This window comes from Saccharothrix sp. AJ9571 (genome assembly GCF_021725495.1).
GTDB classification, from domain to species: domain Bacteria; phylum Actinomycetota; class Actinomycetes; order Mycobacteriales; family Pseudonocardiaceae; genus Amycolatopsis; species Amycolatopsis magusensis.
Window position 1 is genome coordinate 2,847,864 of record NZ_CP091382.1, and the last position, 16,607, is coordinate 2,864,470.

The window sequence follows — 16,607 nt, forward strand, 5'->3', positions numbered from 1 at the left end:
ACTCCTCAGCGGGGGAACGGGTCGAAGTCGACGTCGAAGTTGATCGGGAAGCTGCGCGGCCGGGTGCCGGTCGCCCTGGCGTAGGCGTTCGCCACCGCGCCGACCGCGGCGGGCAGCCCGAGTTCCCCGGCGCCGCCCGGCTCCCCGTTCGCCGGCAACACGAAGACCCGCACGTCCCGCGGCGTGTCCTTCTGCCGCGCGTAGTGGAACTGCGAGTAGCTGCCCTCCAGCGGCAGGCCCTTGTCCACGTGCAGGCCGGCGCTGAGCACGGTGGCGATGGCGTCGGTCAGCCCGCCGAGCATCTGCGCCTCCAGCCCGCGCGGGTTGATCGGCCTGCCGACGTCGACGGCGATGGTGGCCTTGGTGACCCGCGGCTTCTTCGGGTCGCGCGCGTCGATCTCGACCAGGCAGGCCGTGCGCGACTTGTACTCCTCGTGGAAGGCGATGCCCTGCGCGAACCCGGCGGGCAGCTTCTTGCCCCACTCCCCGGCTTCGGCGACCTTGTCCAGCACCGCGCGCTGCTTGTCGTCCTTCAGGACCGACCGCCGGAACCGGTACGGGTCCTTGCCGAGCTTCTTCGCGATCTCGTCGACCACGATCTCCTCGGCGCCGCGCGTGGTGGCCGAGTACACCGACCGCCAGCTCGCGGTGTTCATCGGCAGCGGCACCTCGTTGAGCAGCTCGGTGACCACGCCGAAGTTGTAGGGCACCTTGACCGTGGTCAGGAAGACCGTCTGGGCGAAGCTGAGGTTGCCCGCCACCGGCAGGCTGGCCGCGGTCGCGGTGAGGATCTCGCCGAGGCCGTGCCGGAAGTCGGTCTCGACGCCGGCCACCCGGTGTTCGTAGGTGAGCACGTTGCCCAGCGCGAAGGTGGCGCGCACCTTGTGATGGGTGGCGGCGCGGGCCCGGCCGTGACGCATGTCGTCGATCCGGGTCCACATCAGCTTGACCGGGCGGCCCGCCTTCTTCGACACCTTCGCCGCTTCCAGCGCGCCGTCGAAGAACAGCCGCCTGCCGAACGACCCGCCGCCCGGCATGACGTGCACGGTCACCCTGTTCTCCGGCAGCCCGATCTCCTGGGCGATGGTCTGCTTGGCCACGATCGGCGACTTCAGCGAGGACCAGATCTCGGCGCGGTCGGCGCGGACGTCGGCGATCGCGGAGTTCGTCTCGAGCGGCGCGTGGCTGACGAAGGCGAAGTCGAACTCGGCGTCCACGTGCTGGGTGAGCAGCGGCGGCACGACGAACGGCAGCGCGGCCGCGCGCAGCTTCTTCTTGATGTCGGCGTCGGACAGCTCGTCGATGGTGCCCTTGTTCCACGTGACCTTCAGCTGGTCCTTGGCGTCGATCGCCTGGCCGAAGGTTTCCGCGATGACCGCGACGCCGCTGTCGATGGCGACGACGTCCACCACCCCGGGCATGGCGCGCGCGACCGAGTCGTCGAAGGACTTGACCGTGCCGCGGATCGTCGGCGGCCGCTTCAGCACGGTCGGCAGCGCGCCCGGCACGTCGAGGTCCAGGGTGTACTGCCGCTTGCCGGTGACCATGGCGAGCGCGTCGATGCGTGAGGTGGGCCGGCCGACGAGCTGGTGCTCCGACTCGGCCTTCGGCTCGGTGGCCACCGCGGACTGCCGCACCTTCGCCGCTGCCGTGGTGAGCGAGCCGAAGGTGGCTGTCCGGCCGTCCGGCGCGATCACCGAACCGCCGCGCACGTCGTACTTCGCCGCGTTCCCGCCGAACTTCGCGGCCGCCGCGGTGACCAGCCGGGCGCGGGCGGCCGCGGCGGTCGCGCGCACCGGGCCGTAGATCGAGCGGATGCTGTTCGAACCACCGGTCAACTGGTTGAACAACAGCTCCGAGCGGGCGTCCGACAGTGAAACGTCCACTTGGGACAGTGTCACCCCGAGTTCCTCGGCGACCAGCATCGCGGCCGCGGTGGTGATGCCCTGGCCGACCTCCGCGCGCGGCAGGTGCAGCCGGATCCGGTCGTCCTCGCCGACTTCCAGCACCAGCATGTGCGCGGTGGGCGTGCCTGCCAGGATCAGCACGTCGCCGAGGTCGACGATGTCGGCCGGGCCGGGGAGGCTGGGGATCTGCGCTTCGGCCTGCTGGTCGACGGCCAGATCGGCGGCGATGGTCAGGGTGGGGGCGGCGACCAGAAAGGCCAGGAAACCGCGGCGGCCGAAGCCCGAGCCCGTCTCCTGACCGCCTTCGTTCGTGGTGGGGGTAGCCATCAGGACTCCTCCTGCGGGGGCTCACAGCACGTCATCGAGCTGTTACCGCGGTCACCGTAGCGGCTGACCGCCCGTACGGTCTCTACCCCGTTCGGGTGTTGCTCGGCGTCCGATTGCCGTCCTGAGAAGGAGAAGCAACCGGCCGGGGCCGGGTCGCGTCTTGGCGGTATGCGCGTCCTCGCCCCACTGGTGCTCCTGTTCGCCCTGCTGTCCGCTTGCTCCGGTGGGGGAATGGCCTGCACCGCGATCGGCAGCCGCACCGGCGTGAGCGTGGACGTCGATCCGGCCGTCGCGCCGAAGGTCGGCTCCGGCACGCTCGAACTCTGCTGGGACGGCCGCTGCCGGACCGTCGACCTGGAGCTGTACCCGTCGACCGCGGCCGCGGAGACCACCTGCGAAGGCGAGGTGTGCTCGGCGCGGATGCGGCAGACCGGCGGCAAGCACGCCTTCGGGGACGTGCACGACCTGCCGCTGACCGAGGTCCAGGCGACCCTCCGGCTCACCGGCGCGGAGGTCGTCACGGCGACCCTGCCGTTCACCCCGGAACAGACCTACCCGAACGGTCCCGGCTGCGGCGCGGGCGGCCCGCAGCAGCGACTCGTGGTCGAGGCGAGCGGGGCCGTCCGCGCCGGGTAGGTCAGCCGATGTCGCGACGGCGGAAGCCCGCCAGCCCCACGCCGAGCGCGACCACGGAAATCCCCGCCAGCCACAGCAGCGGTGTCGCGGTGAACTCCGCGCCCGGCAGCTTCGGCACGTGCGTGAACGGTGAGATGTCCTGCACCACCTGGCTCAGCTGCAGCACCGGCCCGAAGAGGCTCAGCATCACGCACACACCCGCCACCGCCCAGGCCAGCGTGGCGTACTTCGGCAGGAAGCCGAACAGCAGCACGGCCGCGCCGAGCACCACCCACACCGCGGGCAGCTGCGCCATGGTCGCCCCGAGCACCGACGGCACCTGGTTCGCCACGTCGCTGACGCGCAATCCGTGCAGCAGTCCCGCCAGCACGGCGGCCACCGCCATCATCACCGCGGACCCGAGCAGCGCGAACAGCAGGTGACCCGCGGTCCAGCGCAGCCGTCCGACGCTGGTGGCCAGCAGCGGCTCCACCCGGACCGCGCCCTCCTCCGCCCGCATCCGCAGCGCCGCCTGCACCCCGTACATCGAGGCGATGATCGCGAAGATCTGGCCGAGCGTGCCGAGGAAGGCGTCCACGATCTGGTCGGCGCCACCCATCCGCGCGAGCATTTCCTTGGTGGCCTGGCTTTCGCCGACCACGTCACCGATGCCCGCGGCGAGTGAGCCGAACAACGCGCCCATCACCGCGAACGCGATCGTCCAGCCGAGGAACGAGCCGCGGTGTAGCCGCCAGGCCAGTGCGAGCGGACTGCGCAGGCCGGGGGCGGCGGTGGCGGGGCCGGGCCGTGCGGGCAGCAGGCCGAGGCCCACGTCCCGCCGCGTGCTCAGCGCGTAGGCGACCGCCCCCAATGCGATCGCCGTGCCGAACAGCAGCCCGAGCACCCACCACCGTTCCCCCGCGAACGGCCGGACCTGCGTGGACCAGCCGATCGGCGACAGCCACGACAGCCAGCCCACGTCCTTCGCCGCATCCCCGACGGCGCGGAGCAGGAAGGCGATGCCGAGCACCGCCATGGCCAGTCCGTTGGCCGTGCGCGCGTATTCGGCGAGCTGGGCGGTGATCGCGCCCACGGCGGTGAACACGAGCCCGACCAGCGCGATCGCCGCGCCGAACGCCACCGCACCGCTGACCGGCACCCCCGCGCCGGCCAGCGCGACGACGGTGAGCAGGCCGGTGCCCGCCGCGGTCAGCGCGCCCGTCACCACGCCCGCGGTCAGCGCGGCGAACCGGCCGAGCACGCCGGAGGACAGCAGCTCCTGGCGGCCGGTGTCCTCCTCCTGCCTGGTGTGCCGGGTGACGGTGAAGATGCAGGCCATGGCCAGGAAGAACGGGATCAGCGTGCCGTAGCGCCAGACGGTGAACCCGCCGGCGTCGGAGAGGTCGAACGGCGGGCCGTAGATCAGGTTCAGCGACGGGTTCGCCGCCATGCCGGTGGTCAGCGACTGCCGCTCGGCCTCGGTTTTGTACAGCTCGGCGTAGGATCCGGCGACGGCCGCCGGGATCACGCCGAGCAGCAGGATCCAGACCGGCAGGACGATCCGGTCGCGGCGCAGGGCGAGCCGCACCAGGTGACGCGTGCCGAGCAACGGGTTCGTGGTCATCGGGCCCTCGCCTCGTGCTTCGACGCGGTGGCTTCGGCGGTGTAGTGGCGCAGGAACAGCTCTTCCAGCGTCGGCGGCTGGCTGATGAGGCTGCGCACGCCGACGTCCGTCAGCTGCCGCAGCGCTTCGTCGAGCGAATGCGTCTCGACGTCGAACCGGACGCGATTGCCCTCGACGTGCAGGTCGTGCACGTTCGGCAGGTTCGACAGCCCGTTCGGGTGGCCGGCCAGTTCCGCGGTGATCGAGGTCCGGGTCAGGTGGCGCAGTTCGGCCAGCGTGCCGGTCTCCACGTTCTGCCCGTTGCGGATGATGCTGACCCGGTCGCAGAGCGCCTCGACCTCGGCCAGGATGTGGCTGGAGAGCAGCACCGTGCGACCCTGCTCGCGCTCCTCCTGGATCGCGTACTGGAAGGTGGCCTCCATCAGCGGGTCCAGCCCGGAGGTCGGCTCGTCCAGGAGCAGTAGGTCCACTTTGGACGAGAGCGCGGCGACGATGGCGACCTTCTGCCGGTTGCCCTTGGAGTAGGTGCGCCCCTTCTTCTTCGGATCGAGGTCGAACCGCTCGATCAGCTCGGCGCGGCGGCGCTGGTCGAGCCCGCCACGCAGGCGCCCGAGCAGGTCGATCACCTCGCCGCCGGAGAGGTTGGGCCACAGGTTGACGTCGCCGGGGACGTAGGCGAGCCGTCGGTGCAGGGTGGCCGCGTCGCGCCACGGGTCGCCGCCGAGCAGGCGGACGGACCCGGCGTCGGCACGCAGCAACCCCAGCAGGACGCGGACCGTGGTCGACTTCCCGGCGCCGTTCGGGCCCAGGAATCCGTGCACCTCCCCCGAGGCGACGGACAGGTCGAGGCCGTCGAGGGCCTTCGTCCGGCCGAAGGTCTTGACCAGGCCGGAGATGGAGATGGCGGTGTCCATGCGGCCGAAGTTACACTTATTTCACAAAGTTGTGAAGTTAAGAAAACGTATGGACCCCGTGATGGCTGTTCACCGGGTCGGGAAGGATGGAGCCATGGCCACCACCCCAGCCGACCAGTGCCCACCAGGCGACGCCGAGACCAGGCAGTTCATCGAGGACTTCGCCATCATGCTGACCGACGCCGGCCTGCAGCGCATGCCGTCGCGGGTGTTCACCGCGCTGCTGGCCACCCAGAAGGGCAGCCTCACCGCGGGTGAGCTGGCTGACGTGCTGCAGATCAGCCCCGCCGCCGTGTCCGGCGCGGTGCGCTACCTGACGCACATCGGCCTGGTCACCCGCGCGCGCGAGCCGGGGGAGCGGCGTGACCATTACCTGATCGGCGACGACCAGTGGTACGAGGGCTTCGGCCGCAAGGACACGATCTACCAGCAGTTGTCCGAGGTGCTGGCCCGCGGGGTGGACGCGGTCGGCCAGGACACGCCCGCGGGCAGGCGGATCGCCGAAACCAAGGAGTTCTTCGAGTTCATCAGCAAGGAGATCCCCGTGCTGATCGACCGCTGGCGGCGGGAGAAGGACCAGTGAGGCGGCGCGCCGACCTCGCCACCCTGCTGCTCGCACCGGTGCTGATCCGCCAGGGCCTGCGCGTGCGCCGGGACACGCCACGCCTGCCGGGCGCGGCCGGTCCGCTGAGCGGCCTGGTGCCCGGCCCGGACCCGTTGCGGTTGCTCGTGCTCGGAGAGTCCACTGTGGACGCGGTGGGCGCCGGGGACCACGACGAGGCGCTCACCGGGCGGCTGGCGGTCGCGCTGGCCGCCAAGACCGGACGCGGGGTGGCGTGGCGCGTGGCCGGGCGGACCGGGGCGAACGCCCGCGTGGTCCACGACGAACTGCTGCCCGGCGCGGTCGCCGAACCGGCCGATCTGGTGGTGATCGCGCTCGGCGTGAACGACACGATCGAGTTGCACTCGCCCGCCCGCTACCGGCGCGACCTGTTGCGGCTGGTCTGCGCGGTACGGCGGGCGCTCGGCCCGGTGCCGGTGGTGCTCACCGGCGTCCCGCACCTCGGGCGGTTCCCGGCGCTGCCGCGGCCGCTGCGCGACGTGCTCGGCCTGCGCTCGCTCGCGCTGGACGCGGCCGCCGCCTCGCTGGCCGCGCTGCCCGGCGTGCGGCACGTGGTGATGCCGGTGGACCGGATGACCGCGAGCGCGTTCGCCTCCGACGGATTCCACCCCGGACCCGAGGGCTACCGCATCTGGGCTGATCACGTCGTGTCGGGATGAGACAGTGAGGGCGTGAGCTCGCGCGATCTGTCCGCCCCGAACTGGCTCGTGCACCTCCTGCGCAGCAAGCCGGACCCGTTGCCGTGGACGCGCGCGATCCGCGCTCCGATCGCGCTGGCCGTGCCGCTGGCGATCGGGTTCGCGCTCGGCGACATCACGCTCGGCGCGGTGGTCTCGACCGGCGCGCTGCCGACCGTGCTCTCCGAAGCCGCCGGGCCGTACCGCTACCGCGCGCGCCGGATCACCGGTGCGGCCGTCGCCGCCTTCGCCGGATACGCCGCCGGGCTGTTCAGCGGCGGGAACCCGGCCGCGTCGATCCCGGTGGTGATCGTGGTCGCGGCGTTGTCCGCATTGATCAGCGCGGCCGGGAGCAACGCGTCGATCGCCGCGTTGCAGATGTTCGTCTTCTGCGTGCTCGGCACCGGGCAGCACCTGCTCGGCGTCCAGCTCGAGATCTCCCTGCTGTGCTTCGTGGTGGGCTCGGCCTGGGGACTGACGGTCGCGTTGTTCGGCTGGACGGTCCGAGCGACCACGCCTGAACGGACCGCGGTCACCCAGGTGTTCATCGAGCTGGCGGCGATGTTGTCGGCCGAGGACGAGGACACCCAGCGCGCCGCCCGGCACCAGCTGACCTCCGCGCTCAACACCGCCTACGACCGGCTGCTCACCGCCCGGTCCTGGCTGTCCGGCCGGGACGAGACCTACCGGCGGCTGCTCACCGTGCTCTCGGCGAGCACCCCGGCCGTCGAGGCGTCGGTGGCCATGGTCAACGCGGGGGAGCGGCCGCCGCGCGAGCTGATCGACTACCTGGTCCGGCTGGCCACCGCGGTCCGGATGGACGCCGAGCTGCCGCCGGTCCCCGAGCTCGACATCGACGAGCCGATGGCGCTGGCGTTGCGCGCGGGGCTGGTCAAGATCGGCAAGGGCAAGGAACGCAAGCGCCGCGAGCCGGTCCCGTTGCGCAAGCGTTTGCGCGACTGGCTCAGTTCCCTGGCCGGGCCGGTGACCTGGGCCGCGGCCCTGCGGTTGACCCTGTGCGTGGCGATCGCCGAGGTGGTCAGCCTGCTGGTGCCGTTCGAACGGTCGTACTGGATCACGCTGACCGTCGGCATCGTGCTCAAGCCGGACTTCGGCTCGGTGTTCGGCCGCGCGGTCCTGCGCGGGCTCGGCACGGTGGCCGGCGTGACCATCGGCGCGGCGGTGCTCGGGCTGGGCGCGCAGGGCTGGTGGCTGGTGGTGTTCAGCGCGGTGTTCGCCGCCGGGGTGGCGATCGGCAAGGTCCGCAACTACGGGCTGCTGGCCACCTTCGTCACGCCGCTGATCATCCTGCAGATGGACCTGTCCAGCCACGGCGACTGGGCGGTGGTGCTGGCGCGGCTGGTCGACACCGTGCTGGGCTGCGCGATCGTGCTGCTCTTCGGGTACCTGCTCTGGCCGGGCAGCATGCGGCCGCGGGTGGGCGGGCAGCTCGCCGACGCGCTGGACTCCGTGACCACCTACGCCGGCCGGGCGCTGGAACCGGTCGATTCGGCGGAGGACCGGGCCGAACGCTCGCGCGCCCGTCGCCGGGCGTACCGGGCGCTGGCCGACCTGCGGACCACGTTCCAGCAGGTCATCGTCGAGCCGTCGGCGGCGGGGCGGCAGGCCGTGGCGTGGTGGCCGGTGATCGTCGAAATGGAGCGGCTCACCGACGCGATCACCGAGGTGGTGGTGACCGTCGAGCACGGTGCGCCGCCCCCGGAACCCCGCGAGGTCGAGCACGTCACCGCGGCGCTGACCGAGCTGGCGGCGGCGGTGCGGGAGCAGCGGGACCCGGCGAGCATGGCCATGCCCCGCGGTGATCAGCTCTCCGGCGTGGTCGACGGGCTGACCGCCGTGTTCGACGCCGTGCGCGGGCCGGATCTGACCGAACGATCACCCATGCGGTTCGTCCGGCGGTTCCTCATCGATCGCTGGACCTGACGAGTGGGGTTGCGCTTCCGCTGAACTGCTGTTCCATGGGTACATGGGCATTAACTTCGACGAGTTGAAGAACAAGGCCAAGAACGCACTGGGCAAGAACAGCGGCAAGATCGAGCAGGGGCTCGACAAGGCCAGCGGGGTGGCGAAGTCGAAGTTCGGCAAGCACGCCGACAAGATCGACAACGCCACCGGCAAGGCGAAGGGCTTGCTCCACAAGAACCAGGGCGGTGGCGAGCAGGCGCCCGGCGACGGCCCGACCCCGCCTTCCGGTGGCCCTGCCGCCGGTGGCCCGACTCCTGGTGGCCCGACCCCTGGTGGGCCGACTCCGCCGCCCGGCGGCCCGACCCCTCCGGCTGGTGGGCCGACCCCGCCGACTCCGCCCCCGCCCGCGCACTGAGCAGGGGTTTCTCAGCTTGATTCGGCCGTGGCCTGGTCACCGGAGATACCGGTGATCCGGCCGCCCCGTTCCCCGAGCGCGCGCAACGCCTCCCGCGCGTCCGGCGCCGCGAGGCTCAGCTGGACGCCGACGCGATCCTGCGCGCGGTGCTCCGCGAACGCCTGCGCGCCCTGGTGACCGGCCTGGATCGTCTTGGCCAGCCCGCCGGTCGAGGCCAGTGAGCCGCGGGCGGCGCCCAGCCTGCCCAGCGCGTCGTCGACCACCGAGAGCAATGCCTCCCGGTTGCCCTCCGTCATCGCCCGGACCAGCTCGGGGCGACTACCCGCCACCCGCGTGCCGTCCCGGAACGAGCCCGCTGCCAGCGACATCGCCACCGGCCCGCCCTCGGCGCCCACGGTCGCCAGGATCGCGGCGAGCAGGTGCGGCAGGTGGGAAATCCGCGCGACGGCCTCGTCGTGCGCCGTCGCCGAGAGCGGTACGACGTGCGCGCCCAGCGAAATCGCGAACTCGGCGACCTCGGCCCAGAGTCCGAGGTCGGTGTCGTCCTCGATTTCGACCACCCACGGCGAATCCCGGAACAACTCCGCGTCACCAGCGTCCCAACCGGACTGTGCCGTCCCCGCCATCGGGTGCCCGCCGACGTACCGGGCCTCCGGCGCCCAGCGCCGGACCGCCCGCAGCACCGGGCTTTTCACGCTCGTCACGTCGGTGAGCAGCGCGTTCGGCGCGTGCTCCGCGACTAGGTGCAGCGTTTCGTCCACCACGGGCAGCGGCACGGCCAGCACGACCAGTGCGTCGTTTTCGGCGGCTCGGCGCAGCGCGGCGGCCACGTCGGTTCCCGCGTCGTAGCCCTGCGCTCTCGCCGCCGCGGCGTCCGATTCGGACGTCGTGGCACCCCACGCCGTCCTCTTCGCCGCGGCGGCGGCACGCAGCACCGAACCGCCGATCAACCCGAGCCCGATCACGCAGACGTCTCGCACGGGGTCATCTTCTCATTCGAGGAGAGCGCGCGGAGCGCTCCGTTGAGGGTGGTGGTGGGCGACGGGTGGGATCAGCTACGCAGGTGAGCTAGTGCGAACGCGGCGTACAGGGCTACTCCGTTCGCCATCGCGTCTTCGTCGTACCGCACGCGGTTCGAGTGGTTCGGCGCGACATCGTCCAAAGAGGTCCCCGGCGGGCAGGCGCCGATGAACGCGAACGCACCCGGAACCCGTTGCAGGACGTAGGAAAAGTCCTCCGCGCCCATGATCGGCTCGAGCATCGGCTGGACGTACTGCACGCCCAGCACCTCCTCGGCCAGCGAGTTCACCAGGTCCGCCTTGGCCGGATCGTTGGCGGTGACCGGATAGCCGGGCTCGATGTCCACCATCACCCGGCACCCGTGCGCGGCGCCGATGCTCTCGCAGACCTTCGGCAACTCCGCCCGCACGAGCGCGCGGGTCCGCTCGGACAGCGTGCGGATGGTGCCTTCGAGCTCGGCGGTCTCCGGAATGATGTTCGTGGTGGTGCCGGCCGAAATGCGGGTCACCGAGAGCACGGCCGGGTCGAACACGCTGACCCGGCGCGTGATCATCGTCTGGAGCGCGCCGACCATCTCGGCGGCGGCGTGGATCGGGTCGAGCGCCTGGTGCGGCGCCGAGCCGTGGCCGCCCTTGCCGGTCACGCGGACGAGGAAGCTGTCCGCGGAGGCGAGGACCGGGCCGTGGCGGGTGAGGATTCGGCCGGACTCGGCGTTCGCGTAGGTGTGCAGCGCGAAGGCCGCGCTGACCTGCTCACCGGCCGCGTCGAGCACGCCTTCGTGGATCATGTGGCGCGCGCCGTGATAGCCCTCTTCGCCGGGCTGGAACATGAACACCACGGACCCGGCCAGGTCGTCGACCCGGTCGGACAGCAGGCGCGCCGCCGACGCCAGCATCGCGACGTGCGTGTCGTGGCCGCAGGCGTGCATCGTGCCCTCGACCTCGGAGGCGTACTCGAGGCCGGTGTCCTCGGTGAGTGGAAGCGCGTCCATGTCGCCGCGCAGCAGCACCGCTGGCCCGGGGCGCGAGCCGCGCAGGACCGCGGTGAGCGCGGTGGTCGACTTTCCGCGGGTGAGCTCCAGCGGGAGCCCGTCGAGCGCGCGCTCGATCGCGGCCTGGGTTTTCGGCAGGTGCAGACCCTGTTCGGGGTGCCGGTGGAGTTCGCGGCGCAGGGCGACGGTTTTCGGTTGGAGTGCCTTGGCCGCGGTGAGCAACCCGGCGAAACGGGCACCCGGCAGGGGCGGCAGATCGGTGGGACCGGAAGGGCTCATGTCCCGATAGTGGCACCAGTGCCGGCTCGGGGTGGTTCGCGGGCGCAGCGCGCTGAGCGCGCGGTATACGGTGTGCGCATGGCGGGGCAGGAGGCGATCACCGGGTTCGCGGTGGCCGTGGTGCGCGAGGACGGTCGTTGGCGTTGCTCGCAGTTGGACACCGGGGCACTGGCGGAGCTGGACGCCGCGATCACCGAGTTGGCGAAACTGCGGTCCACCGGGGCCGTTTTCGGCCTGCTCGCGGTGGATGACGAGTTCTTCGTGATCGTGCGGCCGAGTCCGCGCGGCGCGGCACTGCTGCTGTCCGACGCCGCCGCGGCGCTCGACTACGACATCGCCGCGGACGTGCTCGACCTGCTCCGGGTGGACCCGCCGGAGGAGGACGACGACGCCATCTGGCCCGAAGGCGACCTGGAGATCCTCGCCGACTTCGGCCTGCCGGGCGCCGAGCTGGAGGTGATCGTCGGCGAGGTGGACCGCTACCCCGACGACCAGCTCCTGATGATCGCGCAGCGCTGCGGCTTCGGCGACGAGTTCACGAAGCTGCTCGACGAAGTGTGATGCGGTTCGAAGCCGAGGTCCGGGCCGCCATCGAGGTGGCACGGGGGGCCTTCGCCACCGGCGACGTGCCGATCGGCGCCGTGGTCTACGCCCCGGACGGCTCGGTGCTGGCGAGCGCTCGCAACGCCCGCGAAGAACTCGGCGACCCGACCGCGCACGCCGAGGTGCTGGCCCTGCGCGCGGCCGCCCGCGCCCACGGCGACGGCTGGCGCCTGGACGGCTGCACCCTGGCGGTCACCGTCGAACCCTGCACCATGTGCGCCGGCGCACTGGTCCTTTCGCGCGTGTCGCGGGTGGTTTTCGGCGCCTGGGAACCCCGCACCGGCGCGGTCGGTTCGCTGTGGGACGTGGTCCGCGATCCGCGGCTGAACCACAGGCCAGAGGTCTACGGCGGGGTGCTGGAGGCCGAGTGCGCGGCCCTGCTGGCGGACTTCTTCGGTGGTCGCCGCGCCCACCTCCGCGAGTGACCAGCGGTTCCCATTCCGGTTCGTGGGTACCCGAGGGGGGACCAACTGAATGGAGGGACCCTCATGAGCCTCGTGGACAAGGCCAAGGACAAGGCCCAGCAGGCGATGGGCGCCGCCAAGGAGAAGCTCGGTCACGCCACCGGCAACGAGGACCTGCGGGACTCGGGCAAGGCGGACCAGACCAAGGGCGAAGTCAAGGAAACCGGCCACGACCTCCGTGACAAGGCCCAGGGTGCGGTGCAGGACCTCAAGGGCAAGCGCCCCGAAGACCGCTGACGAGCCCCCGCCGTCACCCGGTGACGGCCATGCAGTAACCTAGTCGGCGGTAGCGTGTCCGAGCGGCCGAAGGAGCACGCCTCGAAAGCGTGTGACGGGTAACCCCCGTCCGTGGGTTCAAATCCCACCGCTACCGCCAGAGCCAGGCGAAACGCCCGGTGAGTCTCCCAAGACTCACCGGGCGTTTTGTCGTCTGCGGCTTCCTCGAGGTAGGTGTCGCCAACCTGGACTAACGGTCGTTATAGCGCGACGAACGGTCTCGCTCACCCCGAACGAGCGTCTGCACGTGCGGTTGCACGTCAAGATCTATCTCTCGGCAACCCCGGTTCCCTGAAAGGAGTCACCCACTACAAGGCGATTCATCAAGCCGGGTGATAAAGCACCTGTCGGTGTTTACTTAACCGGGAAAGACGCTGCCCAAATGGGTGATGGCGGCCGTTCGAGGGACAAGATTCGGCTCGCCTGGTCGGAATTGAGTGATCGGCCGCCTTTGGGCGCTTGGTTGCTTGCCGGGCTCGACCCGACGGGACCGCCTTCGCCATGATGTGTTCCGTGGACGCGGTCAGGTCGAACCTTTCCTGCCCTGTCCACACCGGTGAAAGAGATGTGGCCCCCTGGTGCAACAGGGGGCCACAAAGGTGCTTGCACCTTCACCAGCCGTTGAGACCCACAGGAAGGAACAAGCGTGACCACGATAGCTTCGCCCGAAGGTGAATGGCCAGAGGACCAACCGCCCGGTCGGGTTGAGAATATTCACGGACGTGAGCCCTTGCCCGCCGGCGAAACGAACTTCGTCGGCCTTGATGAACTGCTCACGGCCGGAGCGTCAGGGGTGTCGCCGCTTTCGCTGACCGCTGAGCCCCGCCGCCATTGCGCCAGTTGGCACAGCATTCCCCATCAACTGTTCTACGGGCGGCGCAACACCGCCCTGCGGGTTTTCGCGGTCCTGCTCACGTCGACAGCAGTGCTGGTGACCGCCGCGCTGCTGCTCGGTGAGGCCGGCTTGCAGACCGCGGTCGGGCTCATGGGCTTCGTCTACCTGTTGCGCCACCGCCATCATCAGCTGGCCTCGGCCGGTAGCTAGGAACTAAAGCTCACGCCAGGCGCGCTGCGGACGTTTCCGCAGCGCGCCTGTGCGTGTGAGCAACTGCCGACCGTTGTGTCAGGCGCTCTTCACCGGTTCCGGGGTAGTGCGGCGCGCCAGGCGGTCCAAGGCCAGGTAGGACGCGGCGACGATGATGACGCTGCCCAGGTACCCGGTGATCAGGACGCCCGGGCTGCCCGAGAGCGGCGGCAGCACCACGGCGAAGACGGCCAGGGAGCCAACCAGCACACCGCGCAAGCGGCCCGTCGGCAAGCAGGCGGCCAAGGGGATCGCGGCCCACAGGATGTACCAGGGTTGCACCACCGGCCCGAAGGCGACGACCGCCAACAGCATGGCGCCCAGGGCCGAGACCGCGTTCATGCGGCCTTTCAACTGGCGGTGCAACACGAAACCGATGCCGCAAGCGATCACGACGTAGCCGAGGATCTTGCCGACGCCGATCATGGTTTGCGTGATGTGCGCGCCGAAGAGGGAGCCCACGCCACCGGTCAGGAAGCCGAACCAGTTCGTGGGGGCCATCCAGCTGTTCACGCTGCCGGAGGTGCCCAAGGTCCGGAGCCAGCCGAAGCCGAAACCCGTGCCGATGGACACCGCGGCCGAGACCAGGGCCATGCCGGCCACCATCGCGGCGCCCACCAGGGCCAGTCGGCCCCAGGTGGCGCCCTGACGACGCGCGATCGCCGTGCCGAGGACGGCCAGTGCGACGATGGCGGGCAGCTTCACCAGCGCCCCGGCGGCTATCAGCAGCAGGCCGATCGACATCTGCGACCAGTCGATCCGCGACGACCGCAGGCTCTCCAGCCCGAACGCGGTACCGGCGAGCATCAGGCCCAGCATGAGCGAGTCGTTGTGCACGCCCGCGACGAAGTGCCACAGGACCAGCGGGTTCAGCACGCCGAGCCACAGGGCCACCCGTTCGGAGACACCCGCCGCCTTCGCCAGGCGCGGGACGGCCCAGACGATCAGCGCCAAGCCCGCCAGTTCGATGAGCCGGTGCGCGATCACCCCGGCATACGGGTTCTCGCCCACCACCCCGGCGATCCACCGCTGGAGCAGGCTGAACAGCGGCCCGTACGGCGAAGGCGTGTCACGCCAGTAGCCGCTCACGCGCTCGGTCATCGCGGACGCCGTACCCAGCGCCTCCGCCGGGCCGAAGGTGTACGGGTCCAGCCCGTGCGCGGCGATCTCCCCCTGCGCCAGATAACTGTGCACATCCCCGCTGAACAGCGGCGGAGCGATCATCAGCGGCGCGCCCCACAGCACCAGGGTCCACCGCAGCCAGCGCGAATCCGGCAGCTCCACCAGCACGCGGCCGAGCAGGGTCCAGGCCAGCACCAGCAGGCCCATCCCGGCGATCCCCGCCGCGAGCACCGGCGCCCCGCCCTTCACCAGGGTGGTCACCACCAGGAGGAGGACGCCGGCGAGGCCGACCCAGCGCAGTTGATCAGCCCGGAGCATCGCGCAATGCTAGTCACGGCAGCCGCGCGCCGCCCCCCGAATGGCGGATCGCCCAGGAGAGCTGTGGGGAAGGTCCCAGTAGCGAGCAACCCCCAGTTGGTGATCCCCTAACCCCCTAATGGGTGAGTGGGTGAGCCCTCGTTCGGATGAGGGGGATCGCCGCGCGTGATCCCCGATGTCCGTTCGGTCTCGAGTCCATAACGTCAGTCCCGGCACACGAGCCGGTTTTCGGCGTGGTGCCTGACGCTTTCCCGCCAATGAGGAGTTCCACCTTGTCTCTCCAGGACGTGACCCTGCACGACTTCGTGCTCAACCTGCTGACCGACGACGCTGCCCGGTCCGCCTTCGCCGCCGACCCCACCGCCGTGCTGAGCGACGCCGGCCTGGGTGAGGTCACCGCGCTGGACGTGCAGGAGGTGCTGCCGCTGGTGGCCGACCAGGCCGGACTGCCGGTCACCGACCTGCTCGGCGCGCTGCCGACCGACGGTGCCGAAGACGCCGTCCAGACCCTCGAGTTCTTCGCCCACCAGGTGACCGGCCACGTCGCCCCGTTCCTGGGTGACTTCACCTCCGCCACCCAGTTCGAAGACGGCGCCTTCGCCAACAGCTTCGGCTTCGCCAACGAGTTCCTCACCGGCGCGAGCGCCATCGCCGCCGACGGCACCGAGTTCGCCGCCAGCCAGGGCCTCGCCACCGACCTGGGCACCCTGGGCGTGGCCACCGCCGGTGGCACCGGCGGCCTCGCGGGCAGCCTCGGCTTCGGCAACGAGACCATCGCCGCCCAGGGCGCGGCCGCGGCCGGCCTCGGCGGTATCGCCGCCAGCGGTGGCGTGGGCACCGACGCCGCGGGCGTCGGCCTGGCCGCCGCGGGTGGCCTCGACGGCATCTCCGGCAGCACCGGCGTCGAGACCTTCCTCGGTGACGCCGACGGCGCCCTCGCCGTGAGCACCGAGGGTGCCGCGGTCGGCGGCGGCCTGGAGACCCCGGTCGGCGACCTGGGCCTGCAGGTCGGTGCGGACCTGTCCGGCGACCCGGCCGACGCGCTGAGCCTGTCGGTCGACTCCCCGCTGGGCTCGTTCGGCCTCGACGGCCTCGACGACATCACCTCGTCGCTGCCGGTGAACCTGCCCGAGCTGCCCTCGGAGCTCCCCACCGAGCTGCCGACGGACCTGCCGATCGACCTCCCCGTCGCCAACGAGCTGCCCGGCCTCGACCAGGTCACCGGCGTGGTCGGCAACGTCACCGGCGTGGTCCAGGACAGCCCGCTCGGCGGCATCGTCGACAGCACCCCGGTGGGCGACCTCGCCCCGCAGGTCGGCAACCTGCCGCTGGTCGGCGACCTCACCGACGGTCTGGGCCTCTGAGCCACTGACGCAGTACCCTCCTCGACGCACGGCGAAGGCGGGCACCGGGATCACCCCGG

The 16,607-nt window shown here is 71.2% G+C and carries 16 protein-coding genes and 1 tRNA gene; 11 read left to right on the top strand and 6 right to left on the bottom strand.

Annotated elements, in window-relative coordinates; genetic code table 11:
- Positions 1-5: 5 nt before the first annotated feature.
- On the bottom strand, positions 6-2,234 hold the full coding sequence (locus L3Q67_RS12645; RefSeq protein WP_499189687.1) for a xanthine dehydrogenase family protein molybdopterin-binding subunit: 2,229 nt from the start codon (positions 2,232-2,234) through the stop codon (positions 6-8).
- Positions 2,235-2,402: 168 nt separating this feature from the next.
- Here L3Q67_RS12645 and L3Q67_RS12650 point away from each other — a divergent pair, with 168 nt between their 5' ends.
- Complete coding sequence (locus L3Q67_RS12650) at positions 2,403-2,870, top strand: hypothetical protein (RefSeq protein ID WP_499189688.1); 468 nt, start codon at positions 2,403-2,405, stop codon at positions 2,868-2,870.
- Position 2,871: 1 nt separating this feature from the next.
- Here the strand turns inward: L3Q67_RS12650 and L3Q67_RS12655 are convergent, their stop codons facing one another.
- Positions 2,872-4,473, bottom strand: a complete 1,602-nt coding sequence (locus L3Q67_RS12655) for an ABC transporter permease (RefSeq protein ID WP_499189689.1) — start codon at positions 4,471-4,473, stop codon at positions 2,872-2,874.
- Positions 4,470-5,387, bottom strand: coding sequence for an ABC transporter ATP-binding protein (locus tag L3Q67_RS12660; RefSeq protein WP_499189690.1), 918 nt, complete (start codon positions 5,385-5,387; stop codon positions 4,470-4,472). The genes L3Q67_RS12655 and L3Q67_RS12660 overlap by 4 nt, the downstream gene beginning before the upstream one ends.
- Before the next feature lie 94 nt (positions 5,388-5,481).
- Between L3Q67_RS12660 and L3Q67_RS12665 the strand changes: the two genes are divergently transcribed.
- Genes L3Q67_RS12665 through L3Q67_RS12680 form a run of 4 tightly spaced genes read left to right on the top strand, consistent with a single transcriptional unit; the run spans position 5,482 to position 9,027 of the window.
- The gene (locus tag L3Q67_RS12665) at positions 5,482-5,970 is read left to right on the top strand and encodes a GbsR/MarR family transcriptional regulator (protein WP_499189691.1); all 489 of its coding nucleotides are present in this window, start codon (positions 5,482-5,484) and stop codon (positions 5,968-5,970) included.
- Positions 5,967-6,668, top strand: a complete 702-nt coding sequence (locus L3Q67_RS12670) for an SGNH/GDSL hydrolase family protein (protein ID WP_499189692.1) — start codon at positions 5,967-5,969, stop codon at positions 6,666-6,668. The genes L3Q67_RS12665 and L3Q67_RS12670 overlap by 4 nt, the downstream gene beginning before the upstream one ends.
- A 12-nt stretch (positions 6,669-6,680) precedes the next feature.
- On the top strand, positions 6,681-8,630 hold the full coding sequence (locus tag L3Q67_RS12675; RefSeq protein ID WP_499189693.1) for an FUSC family protein: 1,950 nt from the start codon (positions 6,681-6,683) through the stop codon (positions 8,628-8,630).
- A gap of 43 nt (positions 8,631-8,673) precedes the next feature.
- Positions 8,674-9,027: an antitoxin gene (locus L3Q67_RS12680; RefSeq protein ID WP_499189694.1), complete on the top strand. Its 354-nt coding sequence runs from the start codon at positions 8,674-8,676 to the stop codon at positions 9,025-9,027.
- An 11-nt stretch (positions 9,028-9,038) separates the two neighbouring features.
- Here the strand turns inward: L3Q67_RS12680 and L3Q67_RS12685 are convergent, their stop codons facing one another.
- On the bottom strand, positions 9,039-9,992 hold the full coding sequence (locus L3Q67_RS12685) for a prephenate dehydrogenase (protein WP_499191513.1): 954 nt from the start codon (positions 9,990-9,992) through the stop codon (positions 9,039-9,041).
- Between the two features lie 86 nt (positions 9,993-10,078).
- Positions 10,079-11,317 (bottom strand): M20 metallopeptidase family protein, encoded by a 1,239-nt coding sequence (locus L3Q67_RS12690; RefSeq protein WP_499189695.1) that lies wholly within the window; start codon positions 11,315-11,317, stop codon positions 10,079-10,081.
- Between the two features lie 78 nt (positions 11,318-11,395).
- Between L3Q67_RS12690 and L3Q67_RS12695 the strand changes: the two genes are divergently transcribed.
- The 5 genes from L3Q67_RS12695 (at position 11,396) to L3Q67_RS12715 (ending at position 13,705) form a co-directional block, all read left to right on the top strand.
- Entirely contained in the window at positions 11,396-11,878 is a 483-nt protein-coding gene (locus tag L3Q67_RS12695; protein ID WP_499189696.1) for a tRNA adenosine deaminase-associated protein, read from the top strand.
- The gene (locus L3Q67_RS12700) at positions 11,878-12,345 is read left to right on the top strand and encodes a nucleoside deaminase (protein WP_499189697.1); all 468 of its coding nucleotides are present in this window, start codon (positions 11,878-11,880) and stop codon (positions 12,343-12,345) included. The genes L3Q67_RS12695 and L3Q67_RS12700 overlap by 1 nt, the downstream gene beginning before the upstream one ends.
- Positions 12,346-12,408: 63 nt before the next feature.
- Positions 12,409-12,621 carry a CsbD family protein gene (locus L3Q67_RS12705; RefSeq protein ID WP_499189698.1) on the top strand — a complete coding sequence of 71 codons (213 nt, stop codon included), beginning with the start codon at positions 12,409-12,411 and terminating at the stop codon, positions 12,619-12,621.
- A 48-nt stretch (positions 12,622-12,669) separates the two neighbouring features.
- Positions 12,670-12,760: transfer RNA gene (locus L3Q67_RS12710), tRNA-Ser, on the top strand.
- A 546-nt stretch (positions 12,761-13,306) separates the two neighbouring features.
- Positions 13,307-13,705, top strand: coding sequence for a hypothetical protein (locus L3Q67_RS12715; RefSeq protein ID WP_499189699.1), 399 nt, complete (start codon positions 13,307-13,309; stop codon positions 13,703-13,705).
- A 78-nt stretch (positions 13,706-13,783) separates the two neighbouring features.
- On the opposite strand, the gene mptB is transcribed toward L3Q67_RS12715, so the two are convergent.
- Positions 13,784-15,184: a putative hexosyltransferase gene (mptB, locus tag L3Q67_RS12720; RefSeq protein WP_499189700.1), complete on the bottom strand. Its 1,401-nt coding sequence runs from the start codon at positions 15,182-15,184 to the stop codon at positions 13,784-13,786.
- A gap of 272 nt (positions 15,185-15,456) precedes the next feature.
- Here mptB and L3Q67_RS12725 point away from each other — a divergent pair, with 272 nt between their 5' ends.
- A complete protein-coding gene (locus L3Q67_RS12725) occupies positions 15,457-16,548 on the top strand; it encodes an IniB N-terminal domain-containing protein (RefSeq protein ID WP_499189701.1) in 1,092 nt (363 codons plus the stop codon).
- Positions 16,549-16,607: the final 59 nt, after the last annotated feature.

Bases quoted from the DNA above. Each gene is read 5' to 3' on its own strand.
- L3Q67_RS12695 (WP_499189696.1), top strand. From the start codon at position 11,396: ATGGCGGGGCAGGAGGCGATCACCGGGTTCGCGGTGGCCGTGGTGCGC.
- L3Q67_RS12700 (WP_499189697.1), top strand. From the start codon at position 11,878: ATGCGGTTCGAAGCCGAGGTCCGGGCCGCCATCGAGGTGGCACGGGGG.
- L3Q67_RS12705 (WP_499189698.1), top strand. From the start codon at position 12,409: ATGAGCCTCGTGGACAAGGCCAAGGACAAGGCCCAGCAGGCGATGGGC.
- L3Q67_RS12645 (WP_499189687.1), bottom strand. From the start codon at position 2,234: ATGGCTACCCCCACCACGAACGAAGGCGGTCAGGAGACGGGCTCGGGC.
- mptB (WP_499189700.1), bottom strand. From the start codon at position 15,184: ATGCTCCGGGCTGATCAACTGCGCTGGGTCGGCCTCGCCGGCGTCCTC.
- L3Q67_RS12690 (WP_499189695.1), bottom strand. From the start codon at position 11,317: ATGAGCCCTTCCGGTCCCACCGATCTGCCGCCCCTGCCGGGTGCCCGT.
- L3Q67_RS12680 (WP_499189694.1), top strand. From the start codon at position 8,674: ATGGGCATTAACTTCGACGAGTTGAAGAACAAGGCCAAGAACGCACTG.
- L3Q67_RS12665 (WP_499189691.1), top strand. From the start codon at position 5,482: ATGGCCACCACCCCAGCCGACCAGTGCCCACCAGGCGACGCCGAGACC.
- L3Q67_RS12650 (WP_499189688.1), top strand. From the start codon at position 2,403: ATGCGCGTCCTCGCCCCACTGGTGCTCCTGTTCGCCCTGCTGTCCGCT.
- L3Q67_RS12660 (WP_499189690.1), bottom strand. From the start codon at position 5,387: ATGGACACCGCCATCTCCATCTCCGGCCTGGTCAAGACCTTCGGCCGG.
- L3Q67_RS12655 (WP_499189689.1), bottom strand. From the start codon at position 4,473: ATGACCACGAACCCGTTGCTCGGCACGCGTCACCTGGTGCGGCTCGCC.